Genomic DNA, 17119 nt, shown 5'->3' with positions numbered 1-17119 from the left:
GAAATATCCGGCGACAGTGGAGGTCTGTGATGACCACCGTGCACAGCGACGACACCATCCAGGTACACAATCCGGCCGACGGGACGGTGGTCGGGCAGGTGCCCGACCAGGACCGCGAGGCGGTGACGGCGGCGGTGACGGCATTGCGCGCCGCCCAGCCCGCCTGGGAGGAGCTCGGCCCCGCCGGCCGGCGGACCTGGCTGCTCACCTGGCAGGACTGGCTGATCGACAACGCCGCGCGACTGTCGGAGGTGGTGCGCTCCGAAACCGGGAAACCGCACGCCACAGCCGATATGGAGGTGCCCGCCGCGGCCGACCTGATGAAGTACTGGGCCAACAACGCCGCGCGCTTCCTCGCCGACGACCACCCCAAACCACACAACCTGCTGGGCAAGACCAAACAGCTCACCACCTGCTACCGGCCCTATCCGGTGGTCGGGGTCATCACGCCGTGGAACTTCCCGCTGCTCAACCCCTTCTTCGACGCGCTGCCCGCGCTCATGGCCGGCGCCGCCGTCCTGGTGAAACCCTCCGAGGTGACACCCCTCAGCTCCGTCGAGATCGCCCGCGGCTGGACCGAGATCGGCGCGCCCCCGATCTTCGCGGTGGTCACCGGCGCCGGCAACACCGGGCACGCGGTGGTGGAGAACGTCGACTACGTGCAGTTCACCGGCTCGACCCGCACCGGCCGCAAGATCGCCGCGGCCTGCGGTGACCGCCTGATCCCGTGCAGCCTCGAACTCGGCGGCAAGGACCCCGCGATCGTGCTCGCCGACGCCGACCTGGACCGCGCCGCCAACGGCATCGCCTACGGCGCGATGTTCAACTCCGGCCAGGTCTGCATCTCCGTCGAACGCGTCTACGTCGAGGAACCGGTCTACGACGACTTCGTCGCCAAACTCACCGAGCGCGTCACCGCCCTGCGCCAGGGCGACGACGCCGAGCCCTACACCGCCGACGTCGGCGCGATGGCCACGCCCGCGCAACGCGACATCGTCCAGCGCCACGTCGACGAGGCGCTCGCCGCCGGCGCGCGCACCACCGTCGGCGGAAAGCCCACGGGCACCGGCACCTTCTTCGAACCGACCGTGCTCGTCGATGTCGACCACAGCATGTCCTGCCTCACCGAGGAGACCTTCGGCCCCACCGTCCCGGTCATGAAGGTCGCCGACGAGGACGAAGCGGTCCGGCTCGCCAACGACTCCGTCTACGGCCTCTCCGCCACCGTCTGGACCGGCGACAAACAGCGCGGCCTGCGCGTGGCGCGGCGGCTGGAGGCGGGCGCGGTCAATGTCAACGACACGTTCGCGAACATGTTCAGCTTCGCGCTGCCCATGGGCGGGTGGAAGCAGTCCGGCATCGGCGCCCGCTGGGGCGGCGCGGCCGGTATCCGCAAATACTGCCGCCAGCAGGCGATCACGGTGCCGCGGCTGCCGACGCAGCAGTCCGAGGTCACCTGGTTCCCGGTGTCGCGGCGCAAGACCCGGGCGCTGATCGCCCTGCTCCAGGGCATGGCCGCGCGCGGCCGCCGTCGCCTCCCGGCACTGCGTTCCTGACCCGGCGGCTCGGGTGTGAGGATGACAGCGGTTCGTCCACCGAGCAGAAAGCGTGCGATGACAGTCGACTACGAGAAGCTGGACCGGGTCGCGGTGATCCGGCTCAACCGCCCCGAGAAGCGCAACGCCTTCGACGCCGCGCTCACCGCGGGGCTGGACCGGGCGCTCAACGAGGCCGAGGACGACCCCGAGGTGTGGGCGGTCGTGCTGACCGGTGTGGGACAGGGCTTTTCGGCGGGCACCGACCTCGCCGCCGGTTCCGGCGGGCAGACCGAACGCGGCGGCGAGTACGGCGTTATTCGCCGCCACCGGACCAAACCCCTGATCGCGGCGGTGGAGGGCTTCGCGTTCGGCGGCGGCATGGAGGTCGTGCTCGCCTGCGATCTCGTAGTGGCCGCGCGCACCGCCAAGTTCGGTCTGCCCGAGGTGCGCCGCGGCGTGATCGCCACCTGCGGCGCGCTGTTCCGCACCCAGCGCGCGCTGCCGTTGAACATCGCCAAGGAAATGCTGCTCACCGGCGATCCGCTGCCGGCCGAGCGGGCCTACCAGGTCGGCTTCGTCAACACCCTGGCCGAGGAGGGCACGGCGCTCAAACTCGCCACCGAACTGGCGCACCGCATCTGCCGCAACGCGCCGATCTCGGTGCGCGAGAGCCTGATCGCCGTCGAGCGCACCAACGCCGCGAACGACGCCGCCGCGTGGGCGACCACCGAGCAGGCGATGCTCACGACGCTGGCCTCCGCGGACACCAGCGAGGGCATCGCGGCCTTCCTGGAGCGGCGCGAGCCCCGCTGGACCGGCCGCTGACCCGGCCGGTCCACCCAGCGCCCGGATAAACCTGTGGCGGCGTGCGCAATTCAGCCCACACGCCGCTCGAACACCTCTACGGTAGGCAGCGCCGCTACCGCATCATCGAGGCGCGGGTGACGTGCAGCTGCGCCGCATCGCCGCGGAACTGTTCGCCGTGCCCTCGGCCAATCCCGGGGCTACGACCCGGGGCCCGGCTGAACAGGAGCACGCATGCCGCAGGATCTGCCTGCCGCCGACGACCTCGTCGAGGTGGCCGCCGCGCACCTCGCCACGCACACCCGGGCCGCGCTACCCGGAGCGCGTGCCCTGGAAGCGGCGGCCGCGGCGGGAATCCTGAAACTGGTGCGCGACTTACCGTTCGGCCGCGTCGTCCTGCTGCACGCCGTCGCGCGATACCTGACGAAGCGAGCACTCCCCGCACTCGGCAGCCGGGCCGCCGCCGAAACCCGGACCGTCACAGATCTCTTGCTGATCGCCGCACGCGAGATCGAGGCAGGCGCCGGCATCCGCCTGGCCGACGAGCACCGGCTACGCCGCCTGCTCGCCGCCGAGAACTCCTACGCCGACCTCGAACTAGCCCTGGTCCGGCGCCTGCGCGACCCCGCGCCGCTACCGGACTGGGAACGGACACTGACCTACCTGCGCGCCTCGGCCGCCGAGCGGCTCCGGATCGCCAACCCCGAGTACACCCGGACCGAGAGCTGAGATGTCCACCGGCACACCATCGCTCGCCGATCTGACCGAACTGCTGTCCCGCGAACTGCCCGGCCCGCTCACCGTGCTCGACCTACAGCGGCTCCCCGGGTCGAGCGCGACCTGGTCCTTCGACGTCCTCGACGCCGCCGGCGTCGGTCACCCGCTGATCCTGCGCCGCGACCGCGCCGACGGACGCGCCCGCAACCCCGACATCATCGCGGGCCGTGCGGACGCGCTCGACCGAGCCGGGGAGTTCGCCCTCCTGCGTCACCTGCACGCCGCCGAAATCCCGGTGCCCCGCCCGGTCGCCGCCGCCCAACCCGGCGACGCACTCGACGACTGCTACGTGATGGAACGCGCCGACGGCGAAACGCGCCCCTGGGCCCTCATCGGCACCGCCGCCCTCGACCAGGTCCGCCCGCGACTGGTGCGCCAACTCGGTGCGGCACTGGCACGCGTCCACTCCCGCACCGCGGCCGACCTTCCCTTCCTGCCGCAGCGCCCGCTCGCGGACCAACTCGAGCTCGTCCGCACCCTGCTCGATCTCGGCGGCCCGCCGCGCCCCGCGCTGGAAGCCGGACTGCGCTGGTGCCGCGATCACCTGCCGCGGCTCGGCCCGCGCCCGATGTGCCTGGTGCACGGCGACTTCCGCACCGGCAGGTACGCCGTCGGGCCGGACGGACTGCGCGCCCTGCTCGGCTGGGAACTCGCCCATCTCGGCGACCCCGCCACCGACCTCGCCCACGCATGCCTGCGCACCTGGCGCTTCGGCGCCGACGATCAGGAGTTCACCGGCATCGGCACGCGCGCCGACTTCTTCGCCGCCTACCAGGCCGCCGGCGGCACCCGCCTCGACGAACGCGCGGTGCACTACGGCGAGGTCCTGACCACGCTCCGCACCGCGGGCGTATTCCTCAGCCGCACCATCGGTTTCCGCTGCGGCGCCGAGCGCACGGTGCAGGCCGCGCGGATCGGACGTCGGATCGCCGAGATCGAATACGATCTGCTCGCCCTGCTGGACCGCTGACCCTTTCGGCCGATTCGGTAATAGGCTGGGCGCATGGGTGCTGATCCGTTCGACGGCCGACCTCCCACCAGCCACGAGCAGCAGACGGGGCAACCGTGGGACGCCTCCTACCAGGACGGCCCCGCGCCCTGGGATGTCGGCGGCCCGCAACCGGCGGTCGCGCGGGTGGCGGCCGCGGGCGGATTCACCGGCCCGGTGCTCGACGCGGGCTGCGGCACCGGGGAGAACGCCCTGCACATCGCGGCGCTGGGTGTGCCGGTGCTGGGCGTCGACGTAGCCGAGACCGCCCTGGTCATTGCCCGCGAATCAGCGGAACAGCGCGCGATCCCCGCCGAGTTCGCCGTGGCCGACGCGTTCCGCCTCGATCGGCTGGGACGCCGCTTCGCCACGGTCCTGGACTCCGGGCTGTTCCACACCTTCGACCAGGACGAGCGACCTCGATACGTAGCGAGCCTGGCGTCGGTCACCGACCCCGGCGCCACGCTGTACCTGTTGTGCTTCAGCGACATCGGGCCCGATACCGGGCCGCACCCGGTCAGCGGGCCGGATCTGCTGGCCGCGTTCGATACGGGCTGGGCGGTCGTCACCCTCGAGCCGGACCGTATCTCCACCAGGTATCACGAGAACGGCGCTCCCGCCTGGTTCGCGATCATCACCCGAACCGGATAGGCCGCTCCCCCTTCGTCAGCTGGTCGATGGACCACAGACCGAATCCGCTGAACCTCGGTACGTGACCCCTGAATTGACGAAAGCCAGCGCACACATACATAGATGCGCATATCTACAGACTGGGATGTTATATCCGAGGCGCACAGCAGCGCCGACGCTTCATCAGGGTCCCGCTCAGGTGCCCAGCGAGTTGACAGGTGTGGAGTCGACTCCCCCTGGAGACGACGCGTGCCGACTACCCAACCAGCTCGGGCACCCGCCGCTCCCCCGGCCCCGCCGTCCGAGCCCGGTATTCCTGTGGCGGACAACCTTTCCAGCGCCGGAACGCCCGGATGAACGAGGCCGCCTCGGCGTACCCGAGCCGGGCCGCCACCTGCTCGGTGGTCATATCGGTGTGGGCGAGCAGCTCCTCCGCGAGCATCTGACGCACCTCGTCCAGCAACGCGCGGAACGAGGTCCCCTCCTCGCTCAACCGCCGCGACAGCGTGCGCGCGCTCATGAACAACCCCGAGGCGACCGCGGCCTGATCGGGGATCTCCCCCGGGTTGCGCACCAGCAGATTCCGGACCGCCCCGGCCACGCCGGTGCGGGCACGCCGCTGCGTCAACAGTTCGCGGCACAGCTGTTCGCAGGTGCCGCGCGCCCAGTCGGCCGCCCGGGGCAACGGGATATCCAGATCGGCGGCGTCGAAGGCGACCAGGTCGGCGGACGCCCCGAAAACCGGTTCGACACCGAAGATCGTCCGATAGCGCGAGGTGTCCGCGGGTGCGCCGTGCCGGAAACCGACCCGGAGCACCGGCGCCGCGACGCCGAACAGCTGCTTGCCGAAGGCCTGCACCCCGGCGAGCACCCGTTCGGTGAGGAAGGCCCGCACGTCTTCGGGAATGTCACTGCCGTCCAACAAGAATCGGCCCTCACCGGCCCGCTCGGCGAAGGTGAGCCGGCCGAAGGCGACCGCCGGATCCAGATGCCGCAGCGCCACCTCGATCACCTCGCGCAGCGTGCGGCTGGACAGCAGTGCCAAACCCCACGGGCCGTCGAGCGAAACGTGGTAGCGCGCACCGGCTTCCGCGCCCAGGCCGGGTTCGGAGCCGAAACGCGCGAGCAGATTGCGCACCACCACCACTTCCTGGCGCGCGGTGATCTCGGCGTCTGGGTCAATCACCGCCCCGGCGCTGAGCGTGCTGCCTTCCAGACACTCCGCGGCGGTCATCCCGCGTTCCTCGGCGAGCCGGATGAGTACGTGGACACTCGAGGTGCTGCGCAGGATATCCCAGTCGAACATATGGTGCTGGTCCTCAAAATTACAGTGTTGTTTGGCGAAATGTATCAATCGACCAGGCGATCTGGACACGAAATTACGAAATATTGTTACCAGCCATAACGCACAGGTGCCGCAACTGGCCACCATGGACAACGGCTTGCTTCTTCGGCCACCACCCCGCACCGCACCACTCGTCACGTCTGGGACAGTCGCGCCACCGAGGCGCGCGGCAGTGCCGCTCAGGCGATTTCGCCGAGCAGCAGCTCGATCGCGGCGAGCACCCGCTCGACGCCGAACTGCTCCGGGTCGTCCAGGACGCGGCGCGCCAGGGTCTGTAAACCGCCCTGCACGATCTCCACCAAGACGTCCAGGTCGACCGCGTCCCCGCCCGCAGCCGGCGGCTGACTCGCCAGCCACTCCCCCAGCCGCAGCCGGAGCGGGAGCCGGAACTCGTTGCGGGCCTTGCGAATATGGTCGCGCAGCAGCGGCGGGACGCCGTCGATCGGAAAATAGACCAGCCGCCAGGTGCCGGGCATGGTGCGTACGTCGGACAGGAACCGCCGCAGCGCGGTGATCAGCACCTCGCGGGGCCCGTCGCCCGAGTCGTGGTCGTCGAGCAGCGCCCGGGTGACGGCCGCGCGCATCCGGGAGGTCTCGCGTTCGATGAGCGCGGCGAGCAGTTCGTCGCGATTGCCGAACGAGTCGTAGACGACCGGGCGAGTCACCCCGCCGTGCTCGGCGACCGCGGCGATGGTGACCTCGGTGAAACCCGCCGCGGCGACGATGCGCAACGCGGTGTCGAGCAGTTGCTCACGACGATCGGCGGGCAGCAGTCGCTTGGCGTAGCGGCGCCGGGGCGGCGGCTCGGTCCGCGCTCTGGCCATCGGTCAAGCCCTTCCGGCGCCGGCCGCGGCGACGGCACGGCGGGTCAGCCAGTGCAGGGTGGCCGCGACGGCGTCCCGGCGCTGCGGGCCGTCCTCGGCCAGCACCAGCCGCGCCGCGGTCTCCGCCGCGCTGATCACCGCGTAGCTGAACAATTCGGCGTCGATGTCGCTGCCGCCCATCGCCGCGATGAAGCCGAGCAGGCTTTGGGCCCGGCTGCGCAGCGCGTTGCGGCCGGCGGCGACGCGCTCGTAGGCGGCGCGCGGCATGCCTTCGCCGGGCATCAGCACGAAACGCCAGGTGTCGGGCGCTTCGAGCACGATGTCGAGGAAGATGTCGGTGCCCCGCACCGCGACCTCGGTGGGATCGGAGCCCGGTTCCAGCTCCGGGATGGCGGCCGAGGCCATCAGCAGCGCTCGCTCTTCCTCCCGGTCCAGCAGCGCGTCCAGCAGGCTGTCGCGATCGCTGAATTCGGTGTAGACGGCGGGGCGGGTGAGCCCGGCGGCGCGGGCGATGGCATGCATGCTGACGCTGGCGTAGCCGTCCCGGACGATGAGTTCGCGTGCCGTGTCGAGGATGTGCTCACGTCTCGTGGACGGCACCCTCTCCTCCATCATGGTCGGTCGCTTTCTTGGAATCCCCGGTTCGCTGGACCCGGCCGCGCAAGTTTACTCAACGAGTACCGCACCGTCGGAGCGCACACCTGGGAATTCCTCGAATCCTACGTGCTCCTCATCGGTTTCGACGCGAAATTGACGTCGTTGTTTTACGGTTGTCCGAGCCGGTGCCGACGGTGGGATGCGTCGGCGCGGCGGGTGAGGGAGGATTCATGAAGGATGCCTCGACGGCTCCTGTCGACAGCGGTCCGGCGACCGCTTTGCAGATCGTTCGCCACAATGTCACCGGCACAATCGTTTCCGGTATCCGTACCTTCGGCCGCGCGGTCGACATGGGCCTCGAATCGGTGCGTGGCGGCGTCGCCGACCTGATCGGCCTGCGCTTCCAATGGAACGAAATGCTCCGGCAGGCTTGGTATCTCGTGACCGTCACCGCGATTCCGGCGATCCTGATGGCGGTACCGTTCGGGGTGGTGGTCTCGGTGCAGGTGGGCAACCTGATCCATCAGCTCGGGGCGGACTCGATGATCGGCGCCGCGGGCGGGCTCGGGGTGATCCAGCAGGGCGCTCCGATCGCGACCGGGCTGCTGCTCGGCGGCGCGGGCGCTTCCGCGATCGCGGCCGACCTGGGCGCGCGCACGGTACGCGAGGAGATCGACGCGCTGCGCACCATGGGGATCTCGCCGGTGCAGCGCCTGGTGATCCCGCGGGTGGCGGCCATGCTGCTGGTGGCCCCGCTGCTCAATATCCTCATCATCTTCGTCGGCGTGATCTCGGGGTACGCGGTGGCGATCAGCGCGCAGAACGTGACGCCGGGCAGCTACTGGGCGACCTTCGGCTCCTTCGCGGTGGTGGCCGACGTATGGATCTCGCTGGCCAAGGCCATGCTGTTCGGGTTCCTGGTGGTGATCGTGGCGTGCCAGCGCGGGCTGGAGGCCAAAGGCGGCCCGCGCGGCGTGGCCGACGGGGTGAACGCGGCGGTGGTCGTCTCGGTGGCCTCGATCATCCTGCTGAACCTGGTGATCACCCAGGTGGTCACCATGTTCATGCCGCTGCGGGTGGCGTGATGACGGCCGCACCGTACGCGCCCAAGGGCCTGGGCTGGGCCTACCGCGTCGCGCGCCGGCCCGGCCGGTTGCTCCAGCCGGTCGAGCACACCGGCTTCCTGCTCGGCTTCGTCTTCCAGGCGCTGTGGGCGATTCCGTTGACGCTCAAGCGTTATCGCGCCCAGACCATGCGCACCATCACCGACATGACCTGGGGCCGCGGCTCGCTCATCGTGGGCGGCGGCACCGTGCCGATGCTCATCGTGCTGGGTGTCGCGATGGGTGCGGGCGTGGGCATCCAATCCTTCGCGGCGCTGGACCTGATCGGCCTCGGCCCGGTCACCGGGGTGGTCTCGGCCTTCGCCAACACCCGCGAACTCGCGCCGATCGCCGCCGCCGTCGGGTTCGCGGCCCAGGCGGGCTGCCGGATGACCGCCGAGATCGGCGCCATGCGCATCTCCGAGGAGATCGACGCGATCGAATCGCTGGGGCTGCGGTCGATTCCGTTCGTGGTGACCACCCGGGTGATCGCCGGCGCGGTGGCCATCGTGCCGACCTTCCTGATCGCGCTGATCCTGTCCTACCTGGCCTGCGCGACGGTCATCGTGGCGCTGCACGGCGAGGCCGGTGGGGTCTACGACCACTACTTCTTCCAATTCACCAGCGGCTACGACATTTTCGCGGCGGTGGTGAAGATCCTGATCTTCGGTGTCACCGTCATCCTGATCCATTGCTACTACGGCTTTTTCGCCTCCGGCGGACCCGAGGGCGTCGGTATCGCCTCCGGCCGCGCGGTGCGGGCCAGCTTCGTCTCGATCATCGCCCTGGACATGGTGCTCACCATCGCGCTGTGGGGCATCAATTCCGCTATCGAATTCCCCGGGTGAGCCCATGCCGAACTACACGATTCCCGGGGTGACCATGAGCCGGCGCGGCGCCCGCACCCTCGGCGCGCTCGCGCTGGTCGCGGCCGCCGTCGCCGCGCTGACCTGGCGCGCCGGACTCGACGACAGACCCGACGACCTACTGCGACTACACCTGCGCACCGAGCAGATCGGACAGGGCGTCCTGCCCGGCACGCGGGTGCGGCTGGACGGGATGCTGGTCGGCTCGGTCGCCGAGATCGAGCCGGTCGGTCAGGGCCAGCAATTGATCACACTGGACCTGGATCGCGGCCAAACCGCTTCGCTCACCGACACTTTGAGCGTCGACTACGCCCCGGAAAACCTCTTCGGGGTCAGCGCGGTCACGTTGCGCGCGGCCACCGGCGGTGCGCCCCTGCGGGACGGCGCGCTGGTCGACCTGTCCGGGCTCAACGCGAGCAAGGTCAACGACGTCACCATGGGCGAGCTGCTGCGGGCGCTCACCGAGACCTCCACCGACGTGCTCACCCCACGACTGAGCGAACTGATCCACCAGTTCAGCGGCCAATTGCGTTCCTTCACACCACTGTTCGAGGCGATACTCACGCTGAGCACCGCGGTGGCCGACACCCAGCGCTACCCCTCGGACTACCTGCTCGATCAGTACGCGGCGTTCTTCACCGGCGTGGGTGATTTCACCGGCTCCACCTTCCGGCTGGTCAGCGACATCCTGAACATCGAGATCTTCCTGCGCGACCGGCCGCGCTACGACGCCACCATCGCGATGGTCACCGGTGGGGCCTTCCCCGCGATCGGACGGGTGGGCGCGGTGGCACAGCACTACCTCGACGGGTACACCACGGCGTTGACGCCGGTGGTGGCGGCCCTTGCCGCGACGGTGCCCGATCCGCGCCGGTCCAAGGCCGAGATGGACGAGCTGATCACCCGGCTGCACGCCATGTTCGTCCAGACGCCCGACGGCCCGGCCCTCTCGGTGGCGGTGACGCTGCGCGGCATGCCCGGTCTGGCCGTCCCGCTGCTCGGGCAGCAGAGCTACGACGCGCTGGGAGCGGTGCGGTGAAACCCCTGTCCCTGCGCGCGATCCTGGTCCGGCTGACGCTGTTCGCCGCGGCCATGATCGCCCTGCTGCTGATCGTGGTGAACGCCATCACCCGGCCGATCGAAGGCGACACCTCCTCCTACACAGCCGAATTCACCGATGCCAGCGGCCTGAAGACCGGCGATGACGTGCGCATGTTCGGCGTCGGCGTCGGCAAGGTGGTCGGCATCGATCTGCGCGGCACCCACGCCGCGGTGCGGTTGACCGTCCAGAGCGCTCGGCCCGTGTACGACACCAGCGTGCTCGCCATCCGCTACCAAACCCTCACCGGTCAGCGGTATGTCGACATCCGCCAGCCGGACCGGCCCGGCCTGCTGCTGCGCGGCGGCGCGGCCATCGGTGTGACCAACACGGTGCCCTCGTTCGACATCACGCAACTGTTCAACGGCTTGCAGCCGGTGATCCAGGAGTTCTCCCCCGGCGCGCTCAACCAGTTCACCGAGAGCATGCTCGCCGTCATCGAGGGCAACGGCTCCGGGATCGGGCCCGCGCTGGACGCGATCGAGAAACTCAGTCGCTACACCACCGACCGGCAGGCGGTGATCGCCACCATCGTGGCGAACCTGCACACCATCTCCACCCAGATCGGCGGCAAGTCACCGCATCTGGTGACACTGCTGCAAGGCATCGCCGACGTGTTCACCGCCTTCCGCGCGAAACTCGACGGCCTGCTCGACTTCGCCGCCGTCGCCCCGACGGCACTGGGGCCGTTGAATCGACTGCTGGACACCCTGGGGTTCACCGAGTCCGCGAATCCCGACGTCTACCAGGACCTGATGCTGCTGTTCCCGGATCCGCAAGCGGCCGCCGACGCGATCGGCCGACTACCGGGGTTGCTCCAGACCATGAGCAACCTGCTGCCGCCGGCGAATGCGGGCGCGGGTCAGGTCAGCCTGGCCTGCTCCAGAGGTAATGCCGAACTGCCCCAGGTTCTTTCGGTGCTGGTGGCCGGACAGCGGGTGGCGATATGCAACGGATGACACTGTTCGCGGCGGCACGGTGGCTGCCGCACACCCCCGACCGGCACGAGGCGGCCAAGAACCGCCGCGAGTTCCGGCTCGGCGTCGCGGGCGCGGCCTTCGTCGCCCTGCTCCTGCTCGCCACCGCCGTCATTTATGTACTCCCCCTGGGCAAAACGACCTATACCGCGGAGCTCTCCGAGGCGCAGTCGATCCGGGCGGGGGCGCAGGTGCGGGTCGCCGGGATCACCGTCGGCTCGGTGACCGAGCTGGAACTGCTGCCCGACCGGGTGCGGATGCGGTTCACCGTCGACCGGGAGGTCTTCCTCGGCGCGGACACCAGCCTGGAGATTCGGATGCTCACCGCCGTCGGCGGGCACTATCTCGCGGTGTTCCCCGCCGGCGAGAAACCCCTGGGCAAGACGATGATTCCGCCCGACCGCGTGCGCCTGCCCTACAGCCTGGTGCAGACCCTGCAGGACGCCGCCGCTCCGGTCGCCGAGGTCGACGGCGACACACTGCGCGCGAACCTCGCCACGCTCCAGGAATCGATGCGGGACAGCCCCGACGCGCTGCGCCAGATGGGCACGGCCGCACAGAGTTTCGTGACCATCCTGGAGCGCCAGAACCAGGACGTGTCCCGGGCGCTGACCGTGATGGACGAGTATCTGCGGGCCCTGAACGGTAACAAGTCGCTGCTGGGCACGTTCGTCCGCGAGCTCGGCATGCTGATGGTGCTCGGCCTGAACAAGCGCGCCGAAATCGAGGTGGCGCTGACGATTGCCGCGCAACTGCTCTCCCGGATCGCGGCGCTGGAACCCTCCTACCAGGACATCCTGAAACCGATGACCAGCCGGTTACGCGAACTGCTGCCGCAACTCGGGCAGCTCAGCGGCCAGTTGGACGCGGCGCTGCCCGCGTGGCGCGAATTGCGCGACCGGCTCGTCGCGGCGTCCACCTCCGAGGAGGGCCTTGTCATCGATCACTCCATGCTGAACGTGTGCGTGCCGGTGCCGGGCCGGGGGTGCTGAAATGCTCAAACGGATACTCGGCGCACCCGGTTTCGTCACCGTGGCGGGCACGCTCGTGCTCGCGGTCGTCACGATCCTGGCCTATCTGGTCGTGTTCGATCCGATGAAGAAGACCATCTCCTACTGCGCGCTGATGCCCGACGCGGTCGGCCTCTACCCCGGCAACCACGTCACCATGCTCGGCATCCCGATCGGCGGCGTCGATTCCATCCGGCCCGACGGCACCGGGGTGCGCGTCGAGTTCCATCTCAACGCAGAGCATGCCCTGCGCGGCGAGGTCACCGCGACGACGGTGTCGGACAGCCTCGTCGCCGACCGCGACCTGGCGGTGCTCGGGGATTCCATGTCCGCCGACCGCTGGGACCCCCGCACCTGCATCACCAAGACCTTCACCCCGAAGAGCATCAGCCAGACGCTGCAAGGCTTTTCGCAGCTCGCCGGCCAGCTCAACGGCGCCACCCAACCCGGCGAGCGCACCCGCATCCACGACAGCGTGCTGGCCTTCGAGAACGCGACCGCGGGCACCGGGCCCGCACTCAACAAGCTCATCAAAGACCTCGGCCGAGCCCTGCGCGCCCCCGATGCCGCCGTCGGCCACATCGGGGCGCTGCTGGACTCGTATGCGGGGCTGATGAACAGCATCGCGGTCAACTGGGACGACATCACCGTCGTGCTGGCCCGGGCGAGCACCGGCATCGCGTTCATCAACCAGCTGTGGAACACCACCGTGCAGCTGATCAACTCGCTGCTGGTGATCCTGCCGTGGTTGAACGAGCTGGCGCGGGAGTGGGGGCGGCCGCTGCTGGGGGCGCTGGACGGGGCGCTGCCCGGGCTGCGGCTGCTCTCGGCGAACGTGGGGACGCTGCAACAGCTCATCACCATGATCCCGCCGATCGTGGACTCCTTCGTGCGGATACTCGATCCGGTCACCGGGAAGCCGCGGCTGACCTACGCGCCGCCGCGGGTGGCGCTGCCGCGCGAGCAGGCCGACCAGATCTGCGCGGCCGTCAACGTGCTGGTGCCCGGCCGGTGCCGCACCGACGCGAGCCTGGTGCCACTACTTCTCGGATCGGCGGGCACATGAGGAAATCGGTACTGGCGGTCGCCACGATCCTGCTGCTGACGGGATGCGGTTTCGACCCCGCCCAGGTGCCGGTCCCCGGCGCGACCGTGGCCGGCCCCACCTATCAGGTGCGCATCGAACTGGCCAACGCGCTCAACCTGCCCGCCCAGGCCAAGGTGGTGGCCAACGGCGCCCAGATCGGCAGCCTGCGCGAGGTGCGGGTGGTCGATCCGGCCCCGGAGCGGCCCGGCCGGGTCGAGGCGGTCGTCGACATCAGCGCGACGGTGCGGCTGCCCGTCGACACCACCGTGCAGTTGCGGCAGAACACCATCCTCGGTGACATCTTCCTCGGACTCAGCACGCCCGCAACCGGTTTCGATCGCACCATTCCGCCCGGCGGCACCATCCCGCTGGCCCGGACCCGGCCCGCGCTGCAGATCGAGGACCTGCTCTCGGGAATGTCGACCTTCGTTGGCGGCGGTGCGGTGCAGCAGGTGCAGGACATGATCAACCGGTTGAACCGGGTGCTGCCCGAGCAACCCGCCGAGACCGCGCGCGTCTTCGACGTGCTCGGCAAGGACGTGGAAGACGTCGCGGGGAACCTGAATTCGGTCGATCGGTTCCTGGACGCCATCGAACAGGATCTCGGTGCGGTCCTGGAGAATCCCCGCGAGCTCGACGAACTGCTCAGCGCCCGCGGGGCGGTCGAGATTCCCGCCGATGCCAAGTCGCTGGTGCTGACCCTGGGCGTGATCGGCGGGCTCGGCATCATCGGGCACGCGGTGGCGTGGCTCGGGCCGCTGCTGGAAGCCAGCGACGCCGCCGCCAAAGCCCTTGTCCCCCTGCTGTTCACCAACCGGCCGCTGGATCTGAACGCGCCGTCGAACCTCAATCGGCTGGTGTCGCTGATCCGGGACGAGATCATCCCGTTCGCCCAGGCGCCGAGGCTGAACATCGGGCGGGTCGAGATCGAGGGCGCGCCCGCGGTCGGCACCGACGAGCAGGTCGCGGCGATCATCAACGCCCTGAAGATGATCGGAGTGGTGCGATGAATCCCGACGACAGCGCGGCCCGGCGCCTCGGCCCGCTGGTGTCGCTGGCCGCGATCGGGATCATCCTGGTGGTCGGTGTCGCCTATCTCAGCTTCGGTGTGGTCAAGGTCGACTGGTTCGCCGAACGCCGGACCGCGGTCCTGGTGGTGCCGGATTCCGGCGGGCTGCTGCCGCGCTCGAAGGTGCTGCTGTCCGGCATCGAGATCGGCACGGTCACCACGCTTCGGCACATCGGCGACGGTATCGAGGTCGCCTTCGACTACGACGCCGACTACGAACTGCCCTTCAGCAGCGCGGTGCGGATCGAGGCGCTGTCCGGGCTCGGCGAGCCCTACCTCGAGTTCCGGCCCGCCCGCGGCGGCGGGCCCTACCTGCGCGACGGGCAGCGCGTCGACGCCGCGATGGTCAGCGCTCCGGTGTCGATCCCCGAGGTCGCGCGCACCGCGACCGAGTTGCTGCGGCAGGTGGATCCGCAAGCGTTGAGCGCGATCGTCACCAATCTCAGCGTCGGCCTCGCGGGCACCGACGCGGTGATCCCGCAGTTGTCCAGATCCACCGACCTGCTGGCGGCCACGCTGCTCAGCCGCACCGATCTGATCCGCCGGATGCTCATCGACATGCAGGCCCACGCCGAGCAGATGGCCTGGGGCGGTGGGGAACTCAGCGGTGCCGCCGGGGCCTGGGCCGACTTCGGACCGCGCGTCGCCGAGGTCGCGGGCGCGATCGCGCGGGTCATCCGGATCGGCGACACTCCCGGCGATTACCTCACCGACACCCCGGAGGTGATCGGATTGGTGCCGCTGCTCGATGAGCTCGCCGTCAAAATCGGCACGCTCGGGCCGGAGCTGCGCACGCTGCTGCCGGTGTTCGAGCCGCTGTTCGCGATGGTGCCCGGCCCGATCTCGCGGATCGACCTGGGCAGCTTGATCTCGCAGGCGCTGCACGCGACCGGTCCGGACGGCTCGCTGGAATTGCAGATCGGGATCAGGTAGCGCGCACCAGGGCGATGCTGACGGACCCGAGCCACAGCATCATCACACCGCCCATGGTGGCGGTCGTGCCCCAGCCGTTGGCGGCGTAGAAGTCCGCGGGGTTGTTCCCGAAGTACATCGACGGGACGAACAGCAGCAGCACCGCGGCCAGGACGTAGGCGGATCGGATGGTCCAGCGCGGCAGCAGCCGCGCCTTGGCCATACCGAAGGCGAACGCGCACAGGAACAGTGCCATCAGCAGCTTCGAGATCGAGCCGTACAGGATGTAGGTGCCGGTCACCGCGATGGTCGGGTCGATCGGTTCGGGGGCCTCGATCACCGCGCCGACTTCCAGACCGGTGGAGACGAACGCGACGGTGAGCCACATCAGACCGGCCGCCGTGGCGAGCCCGCCCGCCCATTCGTACTCCGGGGCGTGGATTTTGACCAGGTAGCGGATGCCGGACATGAACACCACGAACAAGGTGAGGCCGGTGAGGCCGAACATGCTGCGGGTGAAGACGTTCCAGTCCGGGGGTGGTCCGGAGTAGACGAAGTAGAGGGGTAGTTCGACCAGTGTGAGGAGGGTGGCGATCAGGCCCGCGGTGCCGGTGACTTTGCGGATCATGGTGCTGTCCATGGGGTTTCACTCCAGACGGTCGCGTCGGTGACCATTAGTATATTGCTTATACTTTAAGTGTTATACCCTCACTTCGAACGGCCCCGCATCAGACTGGAGAGTGAGATCCTTGACCGACCTGCCCGACGATCTCGCCCGGCTGTGGCGGCTACAGCGCGGATCCCGGCTCGGGCGGCCCGCCGGACTGGACGTGGAGCGGGTCGTGCGCACCGCCGTCGAGCTGGCCGACCGCGACGGATTGGCGGGCGCCACCCTGCCCAAGCTCGCCGCCGAACTCGGAGTGACGCCGATGTCGCTCTACCGCCACGTCGGCTCCAAAGATGAACTACTCACCCTGATGGGCGACCTCGGATTCGGTGAACCACCGGAATATGCTCCCCCGCACGATGATTGGCGTGCTTTGCTGCGGCAATGGGCGCTAGCGCAGTGGGCGGTCCACCGCCGCCGCCCCTGGCTGGCCCAACTCCCCATCGCCGGCCCCCCACGCGGCCCGCACCTCCTCGCCTGGGTCGACTCCGGGCTACGCGCCCTGCGCGACACCGGGGCGGACCCGGGCGCAAAACTCGGTATTCTCACCGTCGTTGGCGGCTACGTCCGCCACGCCGACCTACTGGCTCAGCAGCTCTCCGACGGTTGGCTGGCCGACGGCGGGGCCCAGCCCCAGCACGAGCAGGACTACGGGCGTCAAATGGCAATCCTGGTAGACCCCAACCGGTTCCCCGACGCGGCAGCCCTGTTCTCATCCGGCCTCTTCGAGAGCGCACCCCCGAGCGACGACCCCACCGGCGATGACTTTCGATTCGGGTTGGAGTTGATCCTGGATGGGGTCGCGGCGGGTATGCCCGACTGAGCA

Annotated in this window: 18 protein-coding genes; 14 read left to right on the top strand and 4 right to left on the bottom strand. The window is 69.5% G+C overall.

The window, feature by feature from the left end; translation table 11 throughout:
• The first annotated feature begins 29 nt into the window (after positions 1 to 29).
• The 5 genes from AB0H76_RS33495 to AB0H76_RS33475 all read left to right on the top strand — a co-directional run bounded on the left by AB0H76_RS33495 (position 30) and on the right by AB0H76_RS33475 (position 4758).
• A complete protein-coding gene (locus AB0H76_RS33495) occupies positions 30 to 1556 on the top strand; it encodes an aldehyde dehydrogenase family protein (protein ID WP_357331073.1) in 1527 nt (508 codons plus the stop codon).
• Between the two features lie 57 nt (positions 1557 to 1613).
• A complete protein-coding gene (locus AB0H76_RS33490; RefSeq protein WP_357331072.1) occupies positions 1614 to 2363 on the top strand; it encodes an enoyl-CoA hydratase-related protein in 750 nt (249 codons plus the stop codon).
• Positions 2364 to 2576: 213 nt separating this feature from the next.
• The gene (locus AB0H76_RS33485; protein ID WP_357331071.1) at positions 2577 to 3071 is read left to right on the top strand and encodes a DUF6285 domain-containing protein; all 495 of its coding nucleotides are present in this window, start codon (positions 2577 to 2579) and stop codon (positions 3069 to 3071) included.
• 1 nt (position 3072) lies between these two features.
• Positions 3073 to 4089 (top strand): phosphotransferase family protein, encoded by a 1017-nt coding sequence (locus tag AB0H76_RS33480; RefSeq protein WP_357331070.1) that lies wholly within the window; start codon positions 3073 to 3075, stop codon positions 4087 to 4089.
• Between the two features lie 33 nt (positions 4090 to 4122).
• The gene (locus AB0H76_RS33475) at positions 4123 to 4758 is read left to right on the top strand and encodes a class I SAM-dependent methyltransferase (protein ID WP_357331069.1); all 636 of its coding nucleotides are present in this window, start codon (positions 4123 to 4125) and stop codon (positions 4756 to 4758) included.
• Between the two features lie 235 nt (positions 4759 to 4993).
• On the opposite strand, the gene AB0H76_RS33470 is transcribed toward AB0H76_RS33475, so the two are convergent.
• From AB0H76_RS33470 to AB0H76_RS33460, 3 genes are all read right to left on the bottom strand, one after another.
• Positions 4994 to 6043, bottom strand: a complete 1050-nt coding sequence (locus AB0H76_RS33470) for an AraC family transcriptional regulator (protein WP_357331068.1) — start codon at positions 6041 to 6043, stop codon at positions 4994 to 4996.
• 218 nt (positions 6044 to 6261) lie between these two features.
• Entirely contained in the window at positions 6262 to 6906 is a 645-nt protein-coding gene (locus AB0H76_RS33465; RefSeq protein WP_357331067.1) for a TetR/AcrR family transcriptional regulator, read from the bottom strand.
• Between the two features lie 3 nt (positions 6907 to 6909).
• Positions 6910 to 7506: a helix-turn-helix domain-containing protein gene (locus AB0H76_RS33460; RefSeq protein WP_357331066.1), complete on the bottom strand. Its 597-nt coding sequence runs from the start codon at positions 7504 to 7506 to the stop codon at positions 6910 to 6912.
• 227 nt (positions 7507 to 7733) lie between these two features.
• On the opposite strand from AB0H76_RS33460, the gene AB0H76_RS33455 reads away from it, so the two are divergent.
• From AB0H76_RS33455 to AB0H76_RS33420, 8 genes are read left to right on the top strand one after another with little or no spacing between them, the layout of a single operon-like run.
• Positions 7734 to 8588 (top strand): ABC transporter permease, encoded by an 855-nt coding sequence (locus AB0H76_RS33455; RefSeq protein ID WP_357331065.1) that lies wholly within the window; start codon positions 7734 to 7736, stop codon positions 8586 to 8588.
• Positions 8588 to 9454 (top strand): ABC transporter permease, encoded by an 867-nt coding sequence (locus AB0H76_RS33450; protein WP_357331064.1) that lies wholly within the window; start codon positions 8588 to 8590, stop codon positions 9452 to 9454. Before AB0H76_RS33455 ends, AB0H76_RS33450 begins: the two co-directional genes overlap by 1 nt.
• A 4-nt stretch (positions 9455 to 9458) precedes the next feature.
• Complete coding sequence (locus AB0H76_RS33445; protein WP_357331063.1) at positions 9459 to 10511, top strand: mammalian cell entry protein; 1053 nt, start codon at positions 9459 to 9461, stop codon at positions 10509 to 10511.
• Entirely contained in the window at positions 10508 to 11530 is a 1023-nt protein-coding gene (locus AB0H76_RS33440; RefSeq protein ID WP_357331062.1) for an MlaD family protein, read from the top strand. The genes AB0H76_RS33445 and AB0H76_RS33440 overlap by 4 nt, the downstream gene beginning before the upstream one ends.
• The gene (locus AB0H76_RS33435) at positions 11518 to 12540 is read left to right on the top strand and encodes an MlaD family protein (RefSeq protein ID WP_357331061.1); all 1023 of its coding nucleotides are present in this window, start codon (positions 11518 to 11520) and stop codon (positions 12538 to 12540) included. Before AB0H76_RS33440 ends, AB0H76_RS33435 begins: the two co-directional genes overlap by 13 nt.
• Position 12541: 1 nt before the next feature.
• Positions 12542 to 13624 carry an MlaD family protein gene (locus AB0H76_RS33430; RefSeq protein ID WP_357331060.1) on the top strand — a complete coding sequence of 361 codons (1083 nt, stop codon included), beginning with the start codon at positions 12542 to 12544 and terminating at the stop codon, positions 13622 to 13624.
• The gene (locus AB0H76_RS33425) at positions 13621 to 14655 is read left to right on the top strand and encodes an MlaD family protein (RefSeq protein WP_357331059.1); all 1035 of its coding nucleotides are present in this window, start codon (positions 13621 to 13623) and stop codon (positions 14653 to 14655) included. The genes AB0H76_RS33430 and AB0H76_RS33425 overlap by 4 nt, the downstream gene beginning before the upstream one ends.
• On the top strand, positions 14652 to 15647 hold the full coding sequence (locus AB0H76_RS33420) for an MlaD family protein (RefSeq protein ID WP_357331058.1): 996 nt from the start codon (positions 14652 to 14654) through the stop codon (positions 15645 to 15647). The genes AB0H76_RS33425 and AB0H76_RS33420 overlap by 4 nt, the downstream gene beginning before the upstream one ends.
• Here the strand turns inward: AB0H76_RS33420 and AB0H76_RS33415 are convergent.
• Positions 15640 to 16266, bottom strand: coding sequence for a hypothetical protein (locus tag AB0H76_RS33415; RefSeq protein ID WP_357331057.1), 627 nt, complete (start codon positions 16264 to 16266; stop codon positions 15640 to 15642). The two genes, AB0H76_RS33420 and AB0H76_RS33415, sit on opposite strands and share 8 nt — an antisense overlap.
• A gap of 109 nt (positions 16267 to 16375) precedes the next feature.
• Between AB0H76_RS33415 and AB0H76_RS33410 the strand changes: the two genes are divergently transcribed.
• Entirely contained in the window at positions 16376 to 17116 is a 741-nt protein-coding gene (locus AB0H76_RS33410) for a TetR/AcrR family transcriptional regulator (RefSeq protein ID WP_357331056.1), read from the top strand.
• Positions 17117 to 17119: the final 3 nt, after the last annotated feature.

The sequence above is a fragment of the Nocardia sp. NPDC050712 genome, assembly GCF_040654295.1.
In the GTDB taxonomy this organism is placed as follows: Bacteria; Actinomycetota; Actinomycetes; order Mycobacteriales; family Mycobacteriaceae; genus Nocardia.
This window is presented reverse-complemented; position numbering and strand designations above follow the sequence as displayed.